Origin of the sequence: Lactococcus formosensis (genome assembly GCF_037892375.1) — a bacterium.
Lineage (GTDB): Bacteria > Bacillota > Bacilli > Lactobacillales > Streptococcaceae > Lactococcus > Lactococcus formosensis.
The window spans coordinates 302,878-322,897 of the sequence record NZ_CP141721.1; the positions used below are offsets into that span (position 1 = coordinate 302,878).

Annotated in this window: 13 protein-coding genes; 1 reads left to right on the plus strand and 12 read right to left on the minus strand. The window is 39.6% G+C overall.

Translation table 11 applies throughout. The annotated features are described in order from the left end of the window. Nucleotides 1–6: 6 nt before the first annotated feature. The 10 genes from VNN39_RS01510 to VNN39_RS01555 form a co-directional block, all read right to left on the minus strand. Nucleotides 7–648, minus strand: coding sequence for a helix-hairpin-helix domain-containing protein (locus tag VNN39_RS01510; RefSeq protein ID WP_165711419.1), 642 nt, complete (start codon nucleotides 646–648; stop codon nucleotides 7–9). 57 nt (nucleotides 649–705) lie between these two features. Beyond that, nucleotides 706–1,881: an SLC13 family permease gene (locus VNN39_RS01515; protein ID WP_017368849.1), complete on the minus strand. Its 1,176-nt coding sequence runs from the start codon at nucleotides 1,879–1,881 to the stop codon at nucleotides 706–708. Between the two features lie 164 nt (nucleotides 1,882–2,045). Beyond that, the gene (locus tag VNN39_RS01520; RefSeq protein WP_017368848.1) at nucleotides 2,046–3,602 is read right to left on the minus strand and encodes an ABC-F family ATP-binding cassette domain-containing protein; all 1,557 of its coding nucleotides are present in this window, start codon (nucleotides 3,600–3,602) and stop codon (nucleotides 2,046–2,048) included. Nucleotides 3,603–3,900: 298 nt separating this feature from the next. Further along, nucleotides 3,901–5,298: a Fe-S cluster assembly protein SufB gene (sufB, locus tag VNN39_RS01525; protein ID WP_165711421.1), complete on the minus strand. Its 1,398-nt coding sequence runs from the start codon at nucleotides 5,296–5,298 to the stop codon at nucleotides 3,901–3,903. Between the two features lie 24 nt (nucleotides 5,299–5,322). Continuing rightward, a complete protein-coding gene (gene sufU, locus VNN39_RS01530) occupies nucleotides 5,323–5,778 on the minus strand; it encodes a Fe-S cluster assembly sulfur transfer protein SufU (RefSeq protein ID WP_096368628.1) in 456 nt (151 codons plus the stop codon). A gap of 24 nt (nucleotides 5,779–5,802) precedes the next feature. Continuing rightward, a complete protein-coding gene (locus VNN39_RS01535) occupies nucleotides 5,803–7,014 on the minus strand; it encodes a cysteine desulfurase (RefSeq protein WP_338997740.1) in 1,212 nt (403 codons plus the stop codon). Continuing rightward, complete coding sequence (sufD, locus tag VNN39_RS01540; protein WP_165713159.1) at nucleotides 7,014–8,270, minus strand: Fe-S cluster assembly protein SufD; 1,257 nt, start codon at nucleotides 8,268–8,270, stop codon at nucleotides 7,014–7,016. Before sufD ends, VNN39_RS01535 begins: the two co-directional genes overlap by 1 nt. Before the next feature lie 69 nt (nucleotides 8,271–8,339). After that, nucleotides 8,340–9,110 carry a Fe-S cluster assembly ATPase SufC gene (sufC, locus tag VNN39_RS01545; RefSeq protein ID WP_017368843.1) on the minus strand — a complete coding sequence of 257 codons (771 nt, stop codon included), beginning with the start codon at nucleotides 9,108–9,110 and terminating at the stop codon, nucleotides 8,340–8,342. Nucleotides 9,111–9,187: 77 nt separating this feature from the next. Next, a complete protein-coding gene (locus VNN39_RS01550; protein ID WP_096368631.1) occupies nucleotides 9,188–10,444 on the minus strand; it encodes a glycosyltransferase family 4 protein in 1,257 nt (418 codons plus the stop codon). Between the two features lie 3 nt (nucleotides 10,445–10,447). Further along, on the minus strand, nucleotides 10,448–11,131 hold the full coding sequence (locus VNN39_RS01555; RefSeq protein ID WP_165714337.1) for an adaptor protein MecA: 684 nt from the start codon (nucleotides 11,129–11,131) through the stop codon (nucleotides 10,448–10,450). A gap of 247 nt (nucleotides 11,132–11,378) precedes the next feature. On the opposite strand from VNN39_RS01555, the gene VNN39_RS01560 reads away from it, so the two are divergent. After that, complete coding sequence (locus VNN39_RS01560; protein WP_096368633.1) at nucleotides 11,379–12,287, plus strand: diacylglycerol/lipid kinase family protein; 909 nt, start codon at nucleotides 11,379–11,381, stop codon at nucleotides 12,285–12,287. Nucleotides 12,288–12,378: 91 nt separating this feature from the next. Here the strand turns inward: VNN39_RS01560 and rpoC are convergent, their stop codons facing one another. Both rpoC and rpoB read right to left on the minus strand, forming a co-directional pair. After that, nucleotides 12,379–16,026, minus strand: coding sequence for a DNA-directed RNA polymerase subunit beta' (rpoC, locus tag VNN39_RS01565; protein ID WP_339007170.1), 3,648 nt, complete (start codon nucleotides 16,024–16,026; stop codon nucleotides 12,379–12,381). A gap of 319 nt (nucleotides 16,027–16,345) precedes the next feature. After that, the gene (gene rpoB, locus VNN39_RS01570; protein WP_339007172.1) at nucleotides 16,346–19,936 is read right to left on the minus strand and encodes a DNA-directed RNA polymerase subunit beta; all 3,591 of its coding nucleotides are present in this window, start codon (nucleotides 19,934–19,936) and stop codon (nucleotides 16,346–16,348) included. Nucleotides 19,937–20,020: the final 84 nt, after the last annotated feature.

The following is a 20,020-nucleotide window of genomic DNA, read 5'->3' on the forward strand; positions in this document are numbered from 1 at the left end:
CCTCTCCTAATCTACTGTGATTGCTTCTTTCAATTTTTCTAATGTTTTAGGGCCAAATCCACTCACCTTAGTCAATTCTTCCACTGTCTGAAAGGAACCATTTTCAGAACGGTAATCCAGTATATCTTGTGCTTTTTTTGCTCCCACACCACTAAGTTGCTGCAATTCAGTTAAATCTGCTGTATTAATATTAATTTTTGCTTTTTTGGCGGTTTTGTTGGTATTTTCTGTGTTTTCTAACAAGTGATTTGTATCTGCTTCCCCTCGCAAAGGAACATAAACTTCAGCTTCATCTTGCAACTTTTTTGCCAGATTTATTCCTTTTCTCTCCGCTTCTTCCGTAAAACCACCAGCACTTGCTACTGCATCGGATACACGGTTTTTTGAAGACAATTTGTAGATACCAGGTTTTTTAACAGCGCCTTTAACATCAACAATGATTTCATCCTCATCTACCTTTTCAGTATTTTTCTTCTCTGAACCGTCTTTTTCCTTGCTTCCCTCTACCCACTCAGGTAAATCTTCTTCTTTCTTAGGCAGATCAGGAACTTTTTTATTCCAGTAAAATATACCTAAAATAGTCAATGCTAAAACAACTCCAACAATAGTTTTTAAATTTTCATTTATATATTCTGTTAGTTTTTTCATAATTCTAAGTACGAAAAAACATGCAGTTTTTCACTACATGTTTTTACAAAACTATTTTTAAATTCCAAAACTCACAATGATTAAGCCCACAACTACTAAAACAGCTAGGAAACCTGCATTTACGAGAGCAAAGTATTTTACAAATCCTGCCGTTTCACCACGTGCTTGAACGCGAATGATTTTATAGGCAATCAATGTTGCCATTGAAGCAACCATTGTGCCTATACCACCAATATCTGCACCTATAACAACAGAAACAGCATGGGGTGTAAAAGGTGATATAAGAATTGGTGCTGCGATATTAGAAATAATTTGACTCATAAATACCGTTCCTAAGAAGGACATCTGTGGGCCAACAAAGGTATTGCTAATAAAGTCCGTAAGTACTTGAATATTTGCGATATTTCCTACAATCAAGAAGAAGAAAACAAAGGTAAGAAGCAAATGGTAATCTACACCTTTAAAGAGTTCTGGACGATAGAAAAGAACAATTACAGCTACGATAGCCACAGCAAGATAAAAATTAACATAACCAAAAACAGCTGCTGCCATTAAAATCATCAAGGCAATAAAAATTGAGGTTTCTAATCGATTAAACTTATTCACCTTTGTTTCAATTACCAAAGGTTCATTGTCAATAAATTGGCAAGCCAAGTTTAAGAGTAGAAAGCCTGCAAGCCAGAGTAATCCTGTTCCTTTAAAGAATTCCAAATTTGTCAATGATTGACCCAAATGATGCACTGGATTTTGATAAAAAGAATACAAATAAAGATTGTGTGGATTTCCTTGAGGCAAAAGACTCGAACCTGTATGGCAGGCAGGTACAATCATCGCCGCTCCAATATAAACAGACTTACGATTTTTTATTTCTCGAGTAATCGTCAAGTAGAGAGGTAAAATCGTCAATATGGTGAGGTCATTGGTAAAAAATACGGCAAAAAAGAAGGCCAGCATTGTGGTAAATCGTACAAGCTGACGCGTTGTCTTACTTCTTTTAACTAATGTTTGACCCATATAGGACAAAATACCAGTAGATCGAAAACCAGCAATAACTAACATTAAACCAAAAACGGTCACTATGACTTTGTTATCAAAAAATTCAGTTTGTATGCCGCCCATGCTCACTGAAATAACGGCGATAATAAACGATACAAGAAAGACCTTATCAACAATAAAAAACTGGGTCAACTTTTTGAAAGCATTGTCTGGCTTTCTTGTGATTTGCTGTTCCATGTTTTCTCCTTAAAAAACTGATTAATTGCACTCCTACAATTATACAACTTTTTTCCATGAAATTACGAAAAAGATTATAAAAAAAACGATTTTTTTTTGGAAGTATAAATACAGCAAGGAATATCGGTTCTAAAAACTTACTTTAAACAAATAAAAAGTACTGTTTACAGTACTTTTGTAGTCCAAGATTCACAATTCCAAGTCTCAGTTGCAACATCTTGGTAGAATTCTGGTTCATGGGAAATTAAAAGAATCGTTCCCTTGTATTCTTGCAAGGCACGTTTGAGTTCATCCTTGGCATCCACATCCAAATGGTTGGTTGGTTCATCAAGGACAAGAACATTGCTTTCAGCATTCATTAATTTGCACAAACGGACCTTGGCCTTTTCGCCACCACTTAGCACAGCAACCTTACTTTCGATGTGTTTTTTAGTTAAGCCACAACGTGCCAACGCAGCACGAACTTCCGCTTGGTTCATTGCTGGAAAAGTATCCCATATCTCTTCCAAACAGGTTTTTCCATTATCGCTTTTGACTTCTTGCTCAAAGTAGCCAATCTCTAACTTTTCACCTTTTTGAACCTCACCATCAAGTGCTTGTATTTCGCCTAGGATACTCCGCAATAGTGTTGTTTTACCGATTCCGTTTGCACCAGTGAAAACAATCTTCTGTCCACGTTCAGCTCGCAAGTTAAGCGGGCGAGATAAAGGTTCAGTATAACCAATAACTAAATCCTTCGTCTCAAAAATAAGTTTGCTTGAAGTTGGACCTTTTTTAAAGTCAAATTGCGGTTTTGGTCGTTCTGCACTTAACTCAATCATATCCATTTTATCTAGCTTTTTCTGACGAGACATTGCCATGTTACGTGTAGCTACACGTGCTTTATTTCGTGCCACAAAATCTTTAAGGTCTGCAATTTCTGATTGCTGACGCTTGTAAGCAGCCAACTCTTGTTTTTTCTTCATCTCATAGACAGATTGAAAGGCCTCATAATTCCCAACATAGCGATCTAAAGAGCCATTTTCCATATGATAAATGATGTTGATAACCGAGCTTAAGAAAGGTATGTCATGCGAAATCAAGATAAAGGCATTTTCATAGTCTAAGAGATACTGCTTAAGCCATGCAATATGTTCTTCATCCAAATAGTTTGTTGGTTCATCCAGCATCAGGATTTCGGGTTTTGTCAGCAAGAGTTTTGCTAAGAGGACCTTCGTACGTTGACCGCCCGAAAGGTCTTCAACATCTCGCTCAAAACCGATTTCATGAAGACCAAGCCCACGTCCGATTTCTTCCACTTTAGAGTTAATTTGATAAAAGTCACTTTGTTCCAAAATATCTTGCAGTTCGCCGACTTCTTCCAAAAGTTGATCCATTTCTTCTGGAGTCACATCTCCCATTTTCAAATACAGATCATTAATTTCCGCTTCAATATCAAAAAGATACTGAAAGGCACTTGAGAGAACGTCACGAATCGTTTGTCCTTTTTGTAAGACTGCATGTTGATCCAGATAACCAACACGAACTTTTTTAGACCATTCCACTTTTCCTTCATCAGGTTGCAAGGCTCCTGTCACGATATTCATAAAGGTTGATTTTCCTTCACCATTCGCGCCGACAAGTCCAACGTGTTCTCCTTTAAGGAGGCGGAAAGATACATTTTCAAAAATCACGCGCTCACCAAAGCCATGGGATAAATTTTTTACATTGATAATACTCATATTACTGCTCTTTCTTTTACATACTGTTTAATAGTTTAACACAAAAAGTTAAAAGTAGGAAGTTGTGTTATTTGTTCAGGAAATCTGATACATATCTGAGTTTCTGGTTAGAATAGCCCCTTGTAATTTAAAAAGTATAAAATAAATATGCCCCTCATAAATCACAAAGGGCATATTTACACTTATAATATTTTTTCATCGGAAAACCTGTGCCATATTTATTACCCGATACAAGCGAAGATTTTCTTACGAAAATCCCTATTTACTGATTCAATCGGGAAAAAGCCTTGCTTTTTCTTTAACCGATTGAACCCTCCATGCTATAAGAAATCAATCTGTTAAGTTCTACTGCGTACTCCATTGGAAGCTCTTTTGTGAAGGGTTCAATAAAGCCCATCACAATCATATCAGTGGCTTCTTTTTCTGTTAAACCACGGCTCATCAGATAGTATAACTGTTCTTCTGAGATTTTAGATACTTTAGCTTCGTGTTCCAAGGCAACTTGTGAGTTATGAATTTCATTAAATGGAATTGTATCTGATTTTGAAATATCATCCATAATAATCGTGTCACATTCAATATGTGATTTAGAATGTGCAGAGTTTTTATTGAAGGTTACTTGTCCACGATAGTTTACGGCTCCACCAGATTTAGAAATGGATTTAGAAATAATTGATGAGCTTGTATTTGGTGCATTATGAATCATTTTGGCACCTGTATCTTGCTCTTGATTTGCGTTAGCAAAGGCGATTGAAAGCATTGTACCACGTGCGCCAGGACCGTCTAAATAGACAGCTGGATACTTCATAGAGACACGTGAGCCTAAGTTACCATCAATCCATTCCACGGTCGCATTTGCCTCTGCTTTGGCACGTTTTGTTACCAAGTTATAGACATTATCTGACCAGTTTTGAATGGTTGAATAACGCATATATCCACCCTCTTCACAGAAGATTTCCACAACAGCAGCGTGTAAGCTGGCTGATGAATATGTTGGTGCAGTACAGCCTTCCACATATTGAATAGAAGCTCCTTCATCAACAATGATTAAAGTACGTTCAAACTGTCCTGATTTTTCGTTATTGATACGGAAATAGGCTTGGATAGGAATTTCACATTTTACCCCTTTAGGCACGTAAACGAAGCTTCCTCCTGACCAAACTGCTGAATTCAAGGCGGCTAATTTATTGTCTGTTGGAGGGACAAGTTTTGCAAAGTATTTTTTGAAAAGTTCTGGATATTCCTTCAGAGCAGAATCCGTATCGGTGAAGACGATACCGAGCTTTTCAAATTCTTCTTTCATGTTGTGATAAACAACTTCTGATTCATACTGTGCCGAAGCTCCTGCCAAGTAAGCACGCTCTGCTTCTGGGATACCAATTTTTTCAAAGGTTTCCTTAATTTCATCGGGAACTTCTTCCCAAGTACGTGCTGGTTTATCGGTGGGTTTTTGGTAATACACTACATCATCAAAATCAATGTCTGATAAATCAGGTCCCCATTCTGGAAGCTCTAATTTTTTGAAAGCTTCGAAGGACTTGAGGCGGAAATCCAGCATCCATTCTGGTTCTTCTTTTGCGGCCGACATTTTACGAATCACATCTTCTGTCAGACCTGTTCCTGTAGACATAACTAACTCAGCATTATCATGAAAACCAAATTTATATTCTTCTAATACTGGAACTTCTTCTGTCATTATTTTCCTCTCTTTATATGCATTCTAGTGAGTTTCAGATACAGTAGCAGTACCATCTGTCTCAATCGCTTTTTTCAGGGCATTCCACGCCAGAGTTGAACATTTTACCCGTTGCGGAAATTTAGAAACTCCTGCAAGGAATTGAGCGTCTCCAAGGCGCTCTTGCACAGGATCTTCGTGACCCGTCACCATTTCTGAAAAAATCCGTGCCAATTCCAAAGCTTCTGCTTTTGTCTTGCCAATCACAGCTTCCGTCATCATTGAAGCAGATGCTGTTGAAATTGTACAACCGTGCCCACTAAAGGCAATATCGCTAATCTTATCTTCTGTAAACGCAACAGTCAAGCGAATGACATCACCGCAGGTTGGATTGTTCAAGTCAACAACACAAGCCTGCTGGAGTTCACCTGCATGGCGCGGAGCAGAAGAGTGATCAAGAATTACTGCACGGTATAAATTATCTAATTTTGAAAGTGCCATTCTTTTTCTCCGTTTTTCTTAATACTATAAGCCGAAAAATTCTTTTGTCTTCAAAAGAGCATCCACAAGTTTATCGCAGTCTTCTTTCGTATTATAAATATAAAAACTTGCGCGTGCTGTTGATGATTGGCCAAGGTAATTCAACAAAGGCTGTGCGCAATGATGACCAGCGCGTACAGCAACACCCTCCATATCCAAGGCCGTTGCTAAATCGTGAGGATGAAGACCTTGAATATTAAAAGCAATCACACCACTTCGCTCTTCTACTGCTTCTGGTCCATAAATTTCTAAACCGTCAATCGCTTTTAGTTTAGGCATAACATAGGCCACAAGCTCTTGCTCATAGCGATGAATAACGTCCATTCCTATTGTTTCAAGGTAATCAATGGCTGCACCGAGCGCAATAGCACCAGCAATATTTGGCGTGCCTGCCTCAAATTTCCACGGTAACTCTGTCCATGTCGAATGACTTTCATAGACAAAATCAATCATTTCCCCACCAAACTCGATAGGGTTCATTTGATCCAGTAAAGCCTCTTTTCCATAGAGAACACCAATTCCTGTTGGACCACACATTTTATGACCCGAAAAAGCAAAGAAATCCACATCCAAGTCTTGGACATCAATTTTCATATGCGGGACAGATTGGGCGCCATCGACAACAAAGTAAGCACCGTAGTGATGGACCAACTCAGCAACTTCCTTAATCGGAGTAATCGACCCTAAAACATTTGAGGCGTGGGTTAAACTTACAAACTTTGTTTTGGCAGTCAGTTTTTCCTTTAAGTCATCAATGTCCAAAGCACCGTTTTTCAGATAAACAATCTTCAAAAGAGCCCCTGTTTTTTCAGCGACTTGTTGCCAAGGGACAAAGTTTGAATGGTGCTCCGCAACAGAAATAATAATCTCATCACCTGCTATTAAGACTTGCTCTGCAAACTTTGTAACCCAGTTTAAGCTCGTTGTTGTTCCACGAGTGAACAATACTTCTTTCGTAGACGCAGCATGAATAAACTTTCGAACCTTCTCACGTGCCGCCTCATAATCTGCAGTTGCACGCTCTGCAAGGGTATGAACCCCGCGATGAACATTGGCATTATCATGCTCATAATAGTTTATCAAAACATCCAACACCTGCTGTGGCTTTTGGGTGGTGGCTGCATTGTCCAAGTAGACTAATGGTTCATCATTAACTTTTTGATTAAGAATTTTAAAGTCTTTTTTCAAGTCAATCATTAGATTGCCAACTTTCTCTCAATAATAGAGATGAATTCATCACGAACAGCTTTAATTGGAATCTCAGTCACAACTGCACCGAGGAAACCTCGAATAACAAGACGTTTGGCTGTTGTTTCATCTAAGCCTCGACTCATAAGATAGTACATATCCTCAGGATCGACCTGACCGATAGAAGCTGCGTGTCCTGCAGTTACGTCATTTTCCTCAATCAGCAAAATAGGATTGGCATCACTACGAGCACGGTCTGAAAGCATTAATACTCGGCTTTCTTGTTGCGCATCCGCCCCTTTAGCCCCGCGCATGATTTGACCTATTCCGTTAAAAGTCAATGTGCCTCGATCAAGAATAACACCATGTTGCAAGATATGTCCTACTGAATTACGGCCAAAGTTTGTCACACGAGTATCAATCCCTTGGATTTGTTTTCCCATAGATAATCCAACAACTTTGATTTGTGAATGACTGCCATCACCTTTAAGATCACTATCAAAGTCACAAATAACGTTGCCATCATTCATTGTTCCGATAGACCAATCGATTGTGGCATTATTTGCTAAATGACCGCGGCGACTGATATAAGCTGTCACATGTTCCCCTAAACGATCAATTGCAGCAAATTTTACTTGTGCACCTTCAAGGGCAATGACTTCGATAGAAATATTTCCTGTAACCTTAACGTTCCCGTCACCGATACTCTCTAAACGTTCCAAATAATCAAGCTTACTGTTGCGACCAGCAATAATTAAGATATGCTTATTGAAAGGCAAATCTGACTCAGAATCTTGATAGAATTTTGCTTCTACAGGGACATCAATTTCGACATTATCCGGAATATACAAGACTGCACCAGAATTAAAACTGGCAACATTACTTGCTGCTAAGCGATCTTCTTTATAACTCACAGCCTTGCCGAAATAAGTTTCGACTATCTCAGGAATTTCTTCCATTGCTGAAGCAAAATCAGTGAAAATAACACCTTTTTCAGCCAAATCTGGGCGCATTTGTTCCATAACATTTTGGCTTCCCACTTGTACCAAAAGTGGATGGTTAGGCAATTCTGTAAAGCTTGGTACGTTTCCACTTGGCTCAGAATCCCCTATCTCTGTATTATCCAAGCCCCAACGATTGAATTTCACGCGCTCAATATTAGGCATCTCTAACTCTGTCATAGCTTCAAAAGCTGTTTGACGGAGTTCTGATAACCAATTTGGTTCAGCATGCATGAGCGAGAAATTTTTTATTTTTTCATTCATTTAATTGTATCTCCATGATGTGTTTGGTCATTTAAGACTTTCTGTCCTAATGACTTACACGACCTCAACTTATGCTTCTTCCTTATATTCAATCCCTAATTCTTCAGAGATTTTAGCATAACCTTCTTTTTCAAGACGTTTCGCAAGTTCGGCTCCACCTGTCATAACGACACGGCCTTCCATCATGATGTGGACAACATCTGGAGTAATATAGTCGAGTAAACGTTGATAGTGGGTGATGATAAGAGCACCAAAGCTATCACCACGCATAGCATTCACACCTTTTGAGACTACTTTAAGGGCATCAATATCAAGCCCAGAGTCAATTTCATCCAAAATAGCAAAAGTTGGTTCTAACATCAAGAGTTGGAGAATCTCATTTCGTTTTTTCTCTCCACCAGAGAAGCCTTCATTGAGGTAACGCTCCGCCATCTCTTCTTTCATGTTAAGTAATTCCATATTTTTATCCAATTTTTTAATGAAATCCATTACAGAAATCTTGTCATCTTCTGCACGTTTAGCATTGATGGCTGCACGCATAAATTCAGCGTTTGTAATACCTGGGATTTCTGACGGGTATTGCATCGCAAGAAATAACCCGAGACGTGCTCGTTCATCGACTTCTAGTTCAAGGACATTTTCGCCATCAAAGAGAATTTCTCCTTCAGTAACCGTGTAACTTGGATTTCCCATAATTGCAGCCGATAAGGTTGACTTACCTGTACCATTTGGGCCCATGATTGCATGTACTTCATTAGTGTTAATTGTAAGGTTTACACCTTTAAGGATTTCTTTGTCTTCAATACTTACATGAAGATTTTTAATTTCTAAAGTTGCCATTCTAACTCCTTCAATTCATAAGTAAAATATCTTTTACACTTCACCCTCCATTATAACAAAAAAAACAGACGAAAAGCTCATTTCCGTTCTGTTTTGTCATGTTTATATTTTCTTTTACGTTTCTTGCTTATAACTTGCTCTCGATACTCCGAACTCCCAATAAACCTCAAAACATTAAGAAAAGGTTGCCGGTCTTTACCAAGTATACCAACCAAGTCAATAAAGAGGCCTAATCCAAGCAGTAATGCAATAATTAAGAATATTCCACCAATCCGACTTGAAACTTGTAGAATCAATGAAATAAAGGCGAAAATCCCAGCTATGCCATAAATGACTAATACGGCACCACGGTGCGTAAAGCCAATGTACATCAAGCGATGATGCAGGTGCATTTTATCAGCACTGGAAATTCTTTGATTGTTCAATTTTCGACGAACCATTGCCACGATAGTGTCTGTTAATGGTACTCCTAAAATCAAAAGTGGGGTCAAGATAGCTACAGCTGTCGCATTTTTTAAACCTTGCAGCGACACAACCGATATCATGAAACCAAGAAATAAAGCTCCAGTATCTCCCAGATAGATAATCGCTGGATGATAGTTATAGGGAAAGAATCCCATAATGGCGGCTACTAAGGTAAAAATGGTAATGGGTAAGAAGATGCTTGATCCTGGTAAAAAGAAGTAAGACACAATACCCATGGTAAACAGTGAAATCACGGAGACACCACTGGCTAAGCCATCTAGTCCATCAATCAAATTAACCGCATTTGTAATCGAAACAATCCAGAAAACCGTAAAAATAAAGGATAGCCAAGTAGGAAACTCAAGAAAGGGCCCTCCAAAAGGGATTTTAAGATTATCAAAGCGTGCATGGGTAAAAAACCATGTGATTGACGCAGCGAGAAGCAACCCAGCCATCTTCATCTTAGGAGAAATTTCTTTGATGTCATCAATGAGTCCTGTTAAGACGACAATCCCGCCAGCTACAATAAAAGGTGCAATGTAGCTAATATAGGTCACTAAATGGGGCTTGATTCCTTCTGTCACCTGTTTGGGACTCATTAGCGGAAGCTGCGGGTAAACAATCATCGGAAGGATAAAAAGAGTCGCAATTGCAAAGGATGCAAAAATAGCTAAGCCACCTGCTGAGGGCATTATTTTCGTATTGACACGTCGCTTATTGGGCTTATCTACTGCTCCTATCCGGCGTGAAACAAAGGTCATTAATGGGGTAAAAACCAGGGACATTCCGAATGTCACGAAGAGCACAATGAAGAACTCAACTGTGAAGGGAATTCCCTTAATCGGGATTTCTTTTATGGTATCTATCATATCTTAAATTTTTGAGAGAACTTCCAAAGCACGAGTGTTGATCAATATCTCGCCATATTCTTGTAGTGTTTCGCGACTGTTGGCCGTTTCCTGTCCGTACTCTAACATTCGGGCACGCATGGAACTTACAGCTGTCTTTCCTTTTGATTTTTGATTATCTAAAATAATCAAGTAAAACTTGTCTTGATAGCTATAAAGTTCAGACTCTTCTGCATCGATTTTAACATTTTTTACTGCCATCAATAGTTGAGACATATTTTCAAATTCTAGGGAATAGAAGACAAAATCTGGGTCTGGTTTGTTTTCTACTTGTGTTTCTTTAGTTTCAGTTGTACTTGTATCTGCCATTGCTCCGCCATTTTGTTTTAAATCTTCCACACGTCCAAAGAAATCCGTCATGAGCTGCTCAAATTCTTCAGGATCATCTGGAAGATTATTGGGATCAATATCGATGTTTTCTTCAGTAACAATAATATTCACCCCTTTAGGGAAAGGTTGAATTTGGAAGGTTAAAAGTCCTGACGAGAACCGTTCCTCAAGTCCTAGCTCTTCTACCAACTCATAAAAAAGATTTTCCACCATTGATTGGTTCGTAAAAAAATCAGAGAGTTTGACATCATGATCAACCAAATCTTGGAAGGTTAGGCTAATCTTTATTGTTTTTTCGTTTATTTCTTCGTATTGCATATTTTTTAACCTATTATTCTTAATTCTTCCCAATGAAAACCATAACCTTTAATTTTCATTGCAGAATTATTTTTACTTATATTTAACTGTTTCTTCTAATTATAACATATAAAAGGCTGTTCGCGTTTTTTGCCATTTCATCAGAAAATTTTTTCTTCCCCTTTGTTACTCTTACGAAACTTTTTGTATCATTGGAAATTATTATGTTATTTACCTCTAAAATATATTTTTTTGATAAAATAGTGATATGATTTATTACATTCTTGCCAATCCCAATGCCGGCTCACGCAAAGGGGAGCGTTCATTGAAACTTTTATTGCCCTTTCTCGAAAAAGAGGGCCTCTCTTACAAACTCTTTGCGACCGAACATACTGGGCAAGAAGCAGCTTTTATCCAAAAAATCCTGGAAGAGAAAACAACAGATGACCAACTTATCATCTTAGGGGGTGATGGTACCATTTCTTTGGCTCTCAATGCTTTACCTGATGACCTCTCCTTTGGCTATATCCCTTCAGGTTCAGGTAATGACTTTGCCAGAAGCTTAGGGCTTTCTTTTGATCCTATTCAAGCCTTCAAGAATATTCGCCATAACAAGACTAGAGACTTTTACGTTATGCACTATAAGTCTCAATCATTCTCCGGTTATGCGCTTAATAATGTAGGAATCGGTTTAGATGCAGCCATTGTCAAGGCGACTAACGAGGGACGTATGAAAACCATCTTGAACTCCCTTAAGCTCGGTAGACTTTCTTACTTTCTGACTGCCCTTCATGTTTTGTTTACCAAGAAACCCTTTGAAATTAGTGTTTATAACATGAAAAATGCTTTTAAATTTGATAATGCTTTTCTCCTGACTTTTACTAAGCACCCTTATTTTGGTGGCGGTATTCAAATTGCACCAGAAGCAACTAATCTTAGTCAAGAAATTCATTTGGTCGAGTTGGACAGATACAGTATTCCCAAAATATTTACGCTAATCCCTAGTGTGCTTAAAGGCAAACACTTAGAGAATAATCTTTTTCACCATAGTGTTTCCACAGTAGCCGCAGTAACCTCACAGTCCGTTCAGCCTGTTCAAATTGACGGAGAGTCCTTCACGATTCAAGCCAACGACACTTTGACTCTAACTTCTGAAAAACGCAAGATTATTTGTTAATAATGAAACGGAAAATTCCCTCTTTAAAAGAGTTTCTCTTCCGTTTTTCTTTACAAAAAAAATAGCGATATCATCATCGCTATTTTTTATTTTATTTTACTTCTTCAATTTCAGTTTCTGAGACAGTTACTTCAGGAGCATTTGACAAATCTGACAACGGTTCAAGATTACGGTAACGGAACATACCTGTACCAGCAGGAATAATCTTACCGATAATAACATTTTCCTTAAGACCGAGTAAGTGATCTTCTTTACCATGGATTGCAGCATCAGTCAAGACACGTGTAGTTTCTTGGAAAGATGCGGCAGACAAGAATGAATTTGTTTCCAATGATGCTTTAGTAATACCCATAAGTACAGGACGCGCTGTAGCTGGTGTTTTACCTGAAAGGAGAGCTTCTTCATTGATTTTTTCAAAGTCAGAAATATCCATAAGTCCACCAGGTAAGATATCAACATCACCAGTATCCATTACGCGGACTTTACGAAGCATTTGGCGAACCATAACTTCGATGTGTTTATCCCCGATTTCAACCCCTTGTGAACGGTAAGTTTTTTGAACTTCACCGAGCAAGTAAGTTTCAACAGATAAAGCATCACGTACTTGGAGCAAGTGCTTAGGTTCAATTGAACCTTGGATCAATTGGTGACCACGATGGATAAATTCACCTTCTTCAACCATAAGTACATCGGCCATTGATACTGTGTATGAACGTGTATCTGTTTTACCTTTAACTGTAATTTCACGTGTACGTGTCGCAGCGTCTTCCACAATAGATTCAACCGTACCAGTAACTTCGGTAATGATTGCTTCCCCTTTAGGATTACGTGCTTCAAAGATTTCTTGTACACGAGGCAAACCTTGAGTGATATCTGAGCTTGACGCAACACCACCCGTGTGGAATGTACGCATTGTCAACTGTGTACCAGGTTCACCGATTGATTGAGCGGCGATTGTACCAACAGCTTCACCAACTTCAACGGCTTCACCTGTTGCCAAGTTTTTACCGTAACAGTGTTTACATACACCATGTGGTGTTTTACATGTAAATACTGAACGGATTGTAACTTCTTTGATACCCGCAGCAACGATTTGCTTCGCGATATCTTCTGTAATCAATTGATCATCGCCAATAATTACTTCACCAGTTTCTGGATGTACAACTGTTTTACGTGTGTAACGTCCTTCAAGACGTTCAACCAATGGTTCTACCATTTCTTTACCAGTAGCAATATCAGAAATCAAGAGTCCACGGTCTGTACCACAGTCGACTTCACGGATGATAACGTCTTGAGCGACGTCAACCAAACGACGTGTAAGGTAACCAGAGTCGGCAGTCTTAAGGGCTGTATCGGTCATACCTTTACGCGCACCGTGAGTTGAGAAGAACATTTCCAAGACAGAAAGACCTTCGCGGAAGTTAGAAATGATAGGCAATTCCATGATACGTCCGTTAGGAGCAGCCATCAAACCACGCATACCGGCCAATTGTGAGAAGTTGGAAATGTTACCACGGGCACCAGAGTCCATCATCATAACGATTGGGTTAGTCAAATCTTGTTCTTCAATCAAGCGTTTTTCAAGTGTATCTTTTGCACCACGCCAAACATCAGTAACCGCATTGTAGCGCTCATCATCAGTAATCAAACCACGACGGAATTGTTTAGTAATTTGTTCTACACGTTTGTGTGCTGCACCAATGATTTCTGCTTTTTCAGGAACCACTGGGATATCCGCAATACCAACTGTTAAACCAGCCAATGTTGATTGGTGGTAACCTAAGTTCTTGAGCAAGTCAAGGAACTCAGATGTTGTTGTTGTACGATAACGTTTGAAGACTTCAGCGATAATATTACCCAAGTGTTTTTTCTTGAATGGCAATACTGTGTCAATCTCAGCTAAACGTTTGTGAATATCTTCACCAGGTTCCATAAAGAAACGGTCATCCGTTTGAGTAGTGATATTCTCGTCGGTATTTTCGTTCAAGTAAGGCATACCCTCTGGATAAATTTCATTCCCTTCTGGCATGATTGCGTTAAACATTACTTTACCAACCGTTGTAATCAAGATTTTACCTTTTTGGAACTCTGTCCAAGGTTTATTCATTGATTGAGTTGCAATACCGATACGTGTATGTAAGTGAACATAACCATTACGCATTGCAATTTCAACTTCTTCAGGATTAGAGAAGATCATACCTTCTCCTTCACGTCCTTTTGCTTCCATTGTCAAGTAGTAGTTACCCAAGACCATATCTTGAGAAGGTGTAACGACTGGTTTACCATCTTTAGGGTTAAGGATGTGTTCAGCAGCAAGCATCAGCAAACGTGCTTCAGCTTGCGCTTCTTCTGACAATGGCACGTGAATCGCCATTTGGTCACCGTCAAAGTCGGCATTGTAGGCTTCACAAGCCAGCGGGTGCAAACGCATTGCACGACCATCAATAAGTACTGGCTCAAAGGCTTGAATACCTAAACGGTAAAGCGTAGGTGCGCGGTTAAGGAGAACAGGGTGTTCTTTAACAACTTCTTCAAGGACATCCCAAACTTCAGCATCTTGGCGTTCAACTTTACGTTTAGCCGCACGGATGTTGGCAGCCATTTCACGTTTAACCAGTTCAGACATTACGAATGGTTTGAAGAGTTCGATCGCCATTTCACGTGGGACACCACATTGGTACATTTTAAGTGTTGGACCAACTGCAATAACTGAACGACCAGAGTAGTCGACACGTTTACCCAACAAGTTTTGACGGAAACGTCCTTGTTTACCTTTCAGCATATGGCTGAGAGATTTAAGTGGACGGTTACCGGCACCTGTGATTGGACGACCACGACGACCATTGTCAATCAATGTATCAACAGCTTCTTGCAACATACGTTTTTCATTTTGGACGATAATATTAGGGGCATTAAGCTCCATCAAACGTTTCAAACGATTGTTACGGTTGATAACACGACGGTAAAGATCATTCAAATCAGATGTGGCAAAACGTCCACCATCCAATTGAACCATTGGACGAAGATCTGGTGGAATAACTGGAAGGACATTGAGCACCATCCATGCTAATTTGTTACCAGATTTTTTGAAGGCTGTTAAAACATCCAAGCGACGGATGATTTTCACACGTCGTTGTCCGCTAACATTTTTCAATTCTTCTTTAAGTTCAGCAACTTCTGCGTCAATATCAACATCGTTAAGCAAATCTTGAATAGCTTCTGCACCCATTTTTGCAACAAATGAACCAAAACCATTTTTCAAAAGTTGTTCACGATATTCACGTTCTGTCAAAAGTTGTTTCTTTTCAAGATCTGTTTCTTTAGGATCAATAACGACATAGCTTGCGAAGTAAATAACTTCTTCAAGAGCACGTGGACTCATATCAAGTGCTAGCCCCATACGTGATGGAATCCCTTTGAAATACCAGATGTGTGAAGTTGGTGCTGCCAACTCGATGTGTCCCATACGTTCACGACGTGATTTAGCTGTCGTTACTTGAACACCACAGAGTTCACAGACTTGGTTTTTGTAGAAAACGCCTTTAAGCTTACCACAAGCACATTCCCAGTCCTTTTGTGGACCAAAGATACGCTCATCGAAGAGACCTTCGCGTTCAGGTTTTTGCGTACGATAGTTGATGGTTTCTGGTTTTTTGACTTCACCAAATGACCAGTAACGAATTTTTTGTGGAGATGCGATACCAATTCGCATGCTCTCAAATTTATTTACATCGACCAATGTTTTCTCCACTTTCTTTGTATTTATTTCTTTTCTGTTGAATGTTTGTCCGTTGACATAACATTCCTGTGAAGACCGCTAGCTGTGTCTTTTTCAACACAACTTTGCCCGCAAATCTTGAATTAGCAGACAGAAACTCGTGCATTAGGCAGCAATGTAGAACTTATTTTTAAAATAGAAGTTATCCATCAAAATACAGTTCTACATTACCGCCTAGCACACTTGCACAGCGGTTTACCTTAAAAGGCTTTTATCTTAAATTTATTCTGAAAAGCTATTTCTTATTCCAAATAAACTTCGTATTCACAGAAAAGAACAATTATTTTTCTTCTTTTGCTTCGCTAATCAATGCTTGTTCAGTTTCCACTGCTTCAGTAACAATTTGCTCCTGAGCTTCAAGCATTTCTGGCGTAATGTCAATATTTTCTTGACGAACTTCAATTTCATCATCAAGTTCACGAAGATCAAGGACATTTTTCTCACCATCAAGGACTTTAAGATCCATACCAAGCGCTTGTAATTCTTTTACAAGGACACGGAATGATTCAGGAAGACCTGGTTTGGGAATACGTTCACCCTTAACAATAGCTTCATAAGCACGTGTACGTCCAATAACATCATCTGACTTGTATGTCAAGATTTCTTGGAGGACATTTGCCGCACCATAAGCTTCAAGGGCCCAAACTTCCATTTCCCCGAAACGTTGTCCACCGAACTGTGCTTTACCACCGAGCGGTTGTTGTGTAACAAGTGAGTAAGGACCAACGCTACGTGCGTGAAGTTTATCATCAACCATGTGGTAAAGTTTGATCATGTACATGACACCGACAGAAATACGGTTATCAAAGGCTTCACCCGTACGGCCATCGTAAAGGACTGTTTTGGCATCATCAGCCATTCCAGCTTCTTTAACTGTATCCCAGATATCTTCATCACTCGCACCGTCGAAGACTGGTGATGCAATGTGTATACCTAATGTACGGGCAGCCATACCCAAGTGGAGCTCCATAACTTGTCCGATATTCATACGAGAAGGGACACCAAGTGGATTCAACATGATGTCGATTGGTGTACCATCTGGTAAGTAAGGCATATCTTCCATAGGAACGATATTTGAAACGACACCTTTGTTACCGTGACGACCGGCCATCTTATCCCCAACGTGGATTTTACGTTTTTGTGAGATGAAGACACGAACCAACTTGTTCACACCTGATGGCAATTCATCACCATTTTCACGTGTGAATACACGTACATCGTGAACGATACCGCCACCACCGTGAGGCACACGGAGTGATGTATCACGAACTTCACGTGCTTTTTCACCAAAGATAGCACGAAGAAGGCGTTCTTCAGGAGTTGGATCAGTTTCACCTTTTGGTGTTACTTTACCGACGAGCAAGTCCCCATCTTCAACCTCAGCACCGATGCGGATAATACCGTCTTCGTCCAAGTTTTTAAGGGCTTCATCACCAATATTTGGAATTTCGCGTGTGATTTCTTCAGGGCCAAGCTTTGTATCGCGTGTTTCTGACTCGTACTCTTCAATCGCAATAGATGTATAAACGTCATCTTTGATCAAACGTTCAGACATGATGATGGCATCCTCGAAGTTATAACCTTCCCAAGTCATATACGCCACAAGTGGGTTTTGACCGAGCGCCATTTCTCCATTTTCCATTGATGGGCCATCACCAATGATATCGCCAGCTTCAACCTTATCCCCAAGTTCAGCAAGTGGACGTTGGTTATATGAAGTCCCTGAGTTTGAACGACGGTATTTCATGATGTTATAGATATCAAGCTCACCTGATGTACGACGTACACGGATCTCGTCAGCATCTACATATTCAACAGTACCATCATGTTTAGCAATCACAGCAGCACCAGAGTCACGGGCTGTTTGATGTTCCATACCTGTACCAATCCAAGGTGCATGCGGATCAATCAATGGAACGGCTTGACGTTGCATGTTGGCACCCATGAGGGCACGGTTGGAGTCATCGTTTTCCAAGAAAGGAATACAAGCTGCAGCTACGGCAATAACTTGCTTAGGTGAAACGTCCATGTAATCTGCAGTTGAAGCATCAACTTCGATATTGTTACCAACGTGACGGGCCATTACTGTTTCGTTGACAAATTTATTGTCATCAGTCAATGGTGAGTTAGCTTGGGCAACTGTATAGTTGTCTTCTTCGTCAGCTGTTAAGTATTCAACTTCATCTGTAACAGTCCCTGTTGCGCGATCAATACGACGGTATGGTAACATGATGAAACCATATTCATTGATTTTGGCATAAGAAGACAGGTTATTGATCAACCCGATATTTGGTCCCTCAGGTGTTTCAATCGGACACATACGGCCATAGTGAGTGTAGTGAACGTCACGTACTTCATATGAAGCACGGTCACGTGAGATACCACCAGGACCTAAGGCAGAGAAACGACGTTTGTGTGAAAGCTCTGACAAAGGATTGTGTTGGTCCATAAATTGTGACAACTGTGAAGAACCAAAGAATTCTTTAATTGCAGCTGTTACAGGACGAATGTTAATCAATCCTTGAGGTGTCATATTTTCATTTTCAGAAGATGACATACGTTCACGGATAACACGTTCCATACGTGAAAGACCGATACGTACTTGGTTTTGAAGCAATTCACCAACTGAACGGATACGACGGTTTCCTAAGTGGTCAATATCGTCAACCTTACCAATACCTTCAGAAAGACCTAACCAGTAGTTGATATTAGCAATCACATCTGCTGGCATCAACACACGGTTTTCAGCAGGAATTTGACCGTTAGAAATCAATGTCACGACACGTTCTGGATCTTTTGGAGAGTAAACTTTCAATGTTTGAAGTTCAATTGGTTCAGGGATAACAGCATCGTCAGATGGTTGATAAACTGTTGTATTGAGACCATTATCCAAAAGATTTTCGATAGAATCCAATACATCACGTGTTACGAGAGTATCAGATTCAACAAGAATTTCGCCTGTTTCAGGATCAACGATTGGTTCTGCCAATGTCAAACCAAGGATACGGTTTTTAAGGGCAAGTTTTTTATTAAATTTATAACGACCTACAGGTGCAAAGTCGTAACGACGTGGGTCGAAGAAACGTGCAATTAAAAGTCCACGAGAGCTGTCCGCTGTTTTAGGTTCACCAGGACGGAGGCGATCATAGATGTCTTTAAGCGCTTCTTCAACACGAGTGTCTGATGGGTTTTTGTGAACATCTTTACCCAATGTTGTATTGAGGAGTTCACTTGGTCCCATAAGTTCAAGGATTTCATCGTCACTACCAAAACCAAGTGCACGCAACATTGTTGTAAATGTCAACTTACGTGTACGGTCAATACGTACATAACCAACACCTTTAGCGTCTGTATCTAATTCAAACCACGCACCACGGTTAGGAATAGTTGTATGACCATAAGATTCCAAACCATTTTTATCTGTTTTAAGGTGGAAGTATGAACCTGGGCTACGTACCAACTGGCTGACGATCAAACGTTCAGAACCGTTGTTGATGAATGTACCCATTTCAGTCATAAGTGGGAAATCACCGAAGAAAACTTCTTGTGTTTTCAATTCGCCTGTTTCTTTATTTACAAGGCGGAAAGTCACATGGATTGGTGCAGAATAGTTTGCATCGTGAGCACGGGCTTCATCCACAGTGTATTTAGGGGCTTTCATTTCATATCCAACAAATTCAAGCTCCATTGTGCCCGCAAAGTTGTCAATTGGAAACATTTCTTTGAAGACGTTAGCCAAACCTTCGTCAAGGAAGTTTTGATAACTTGCTGTTTGAACTTCGATCAAGTTCGGCAAACCAATTACTTCTTTGATTCGTGAAAAACTGCGTCTTGTACGGTGTTTACCGTATTTTACGTCATGTCCTGCCAAGTTGATTCTCCTCATTCTATTTTTCCAGTTTTTCTGGATGTGTTATACAAGATTTGTCGTTTTTAAGTTTCTTATGAAAAATTC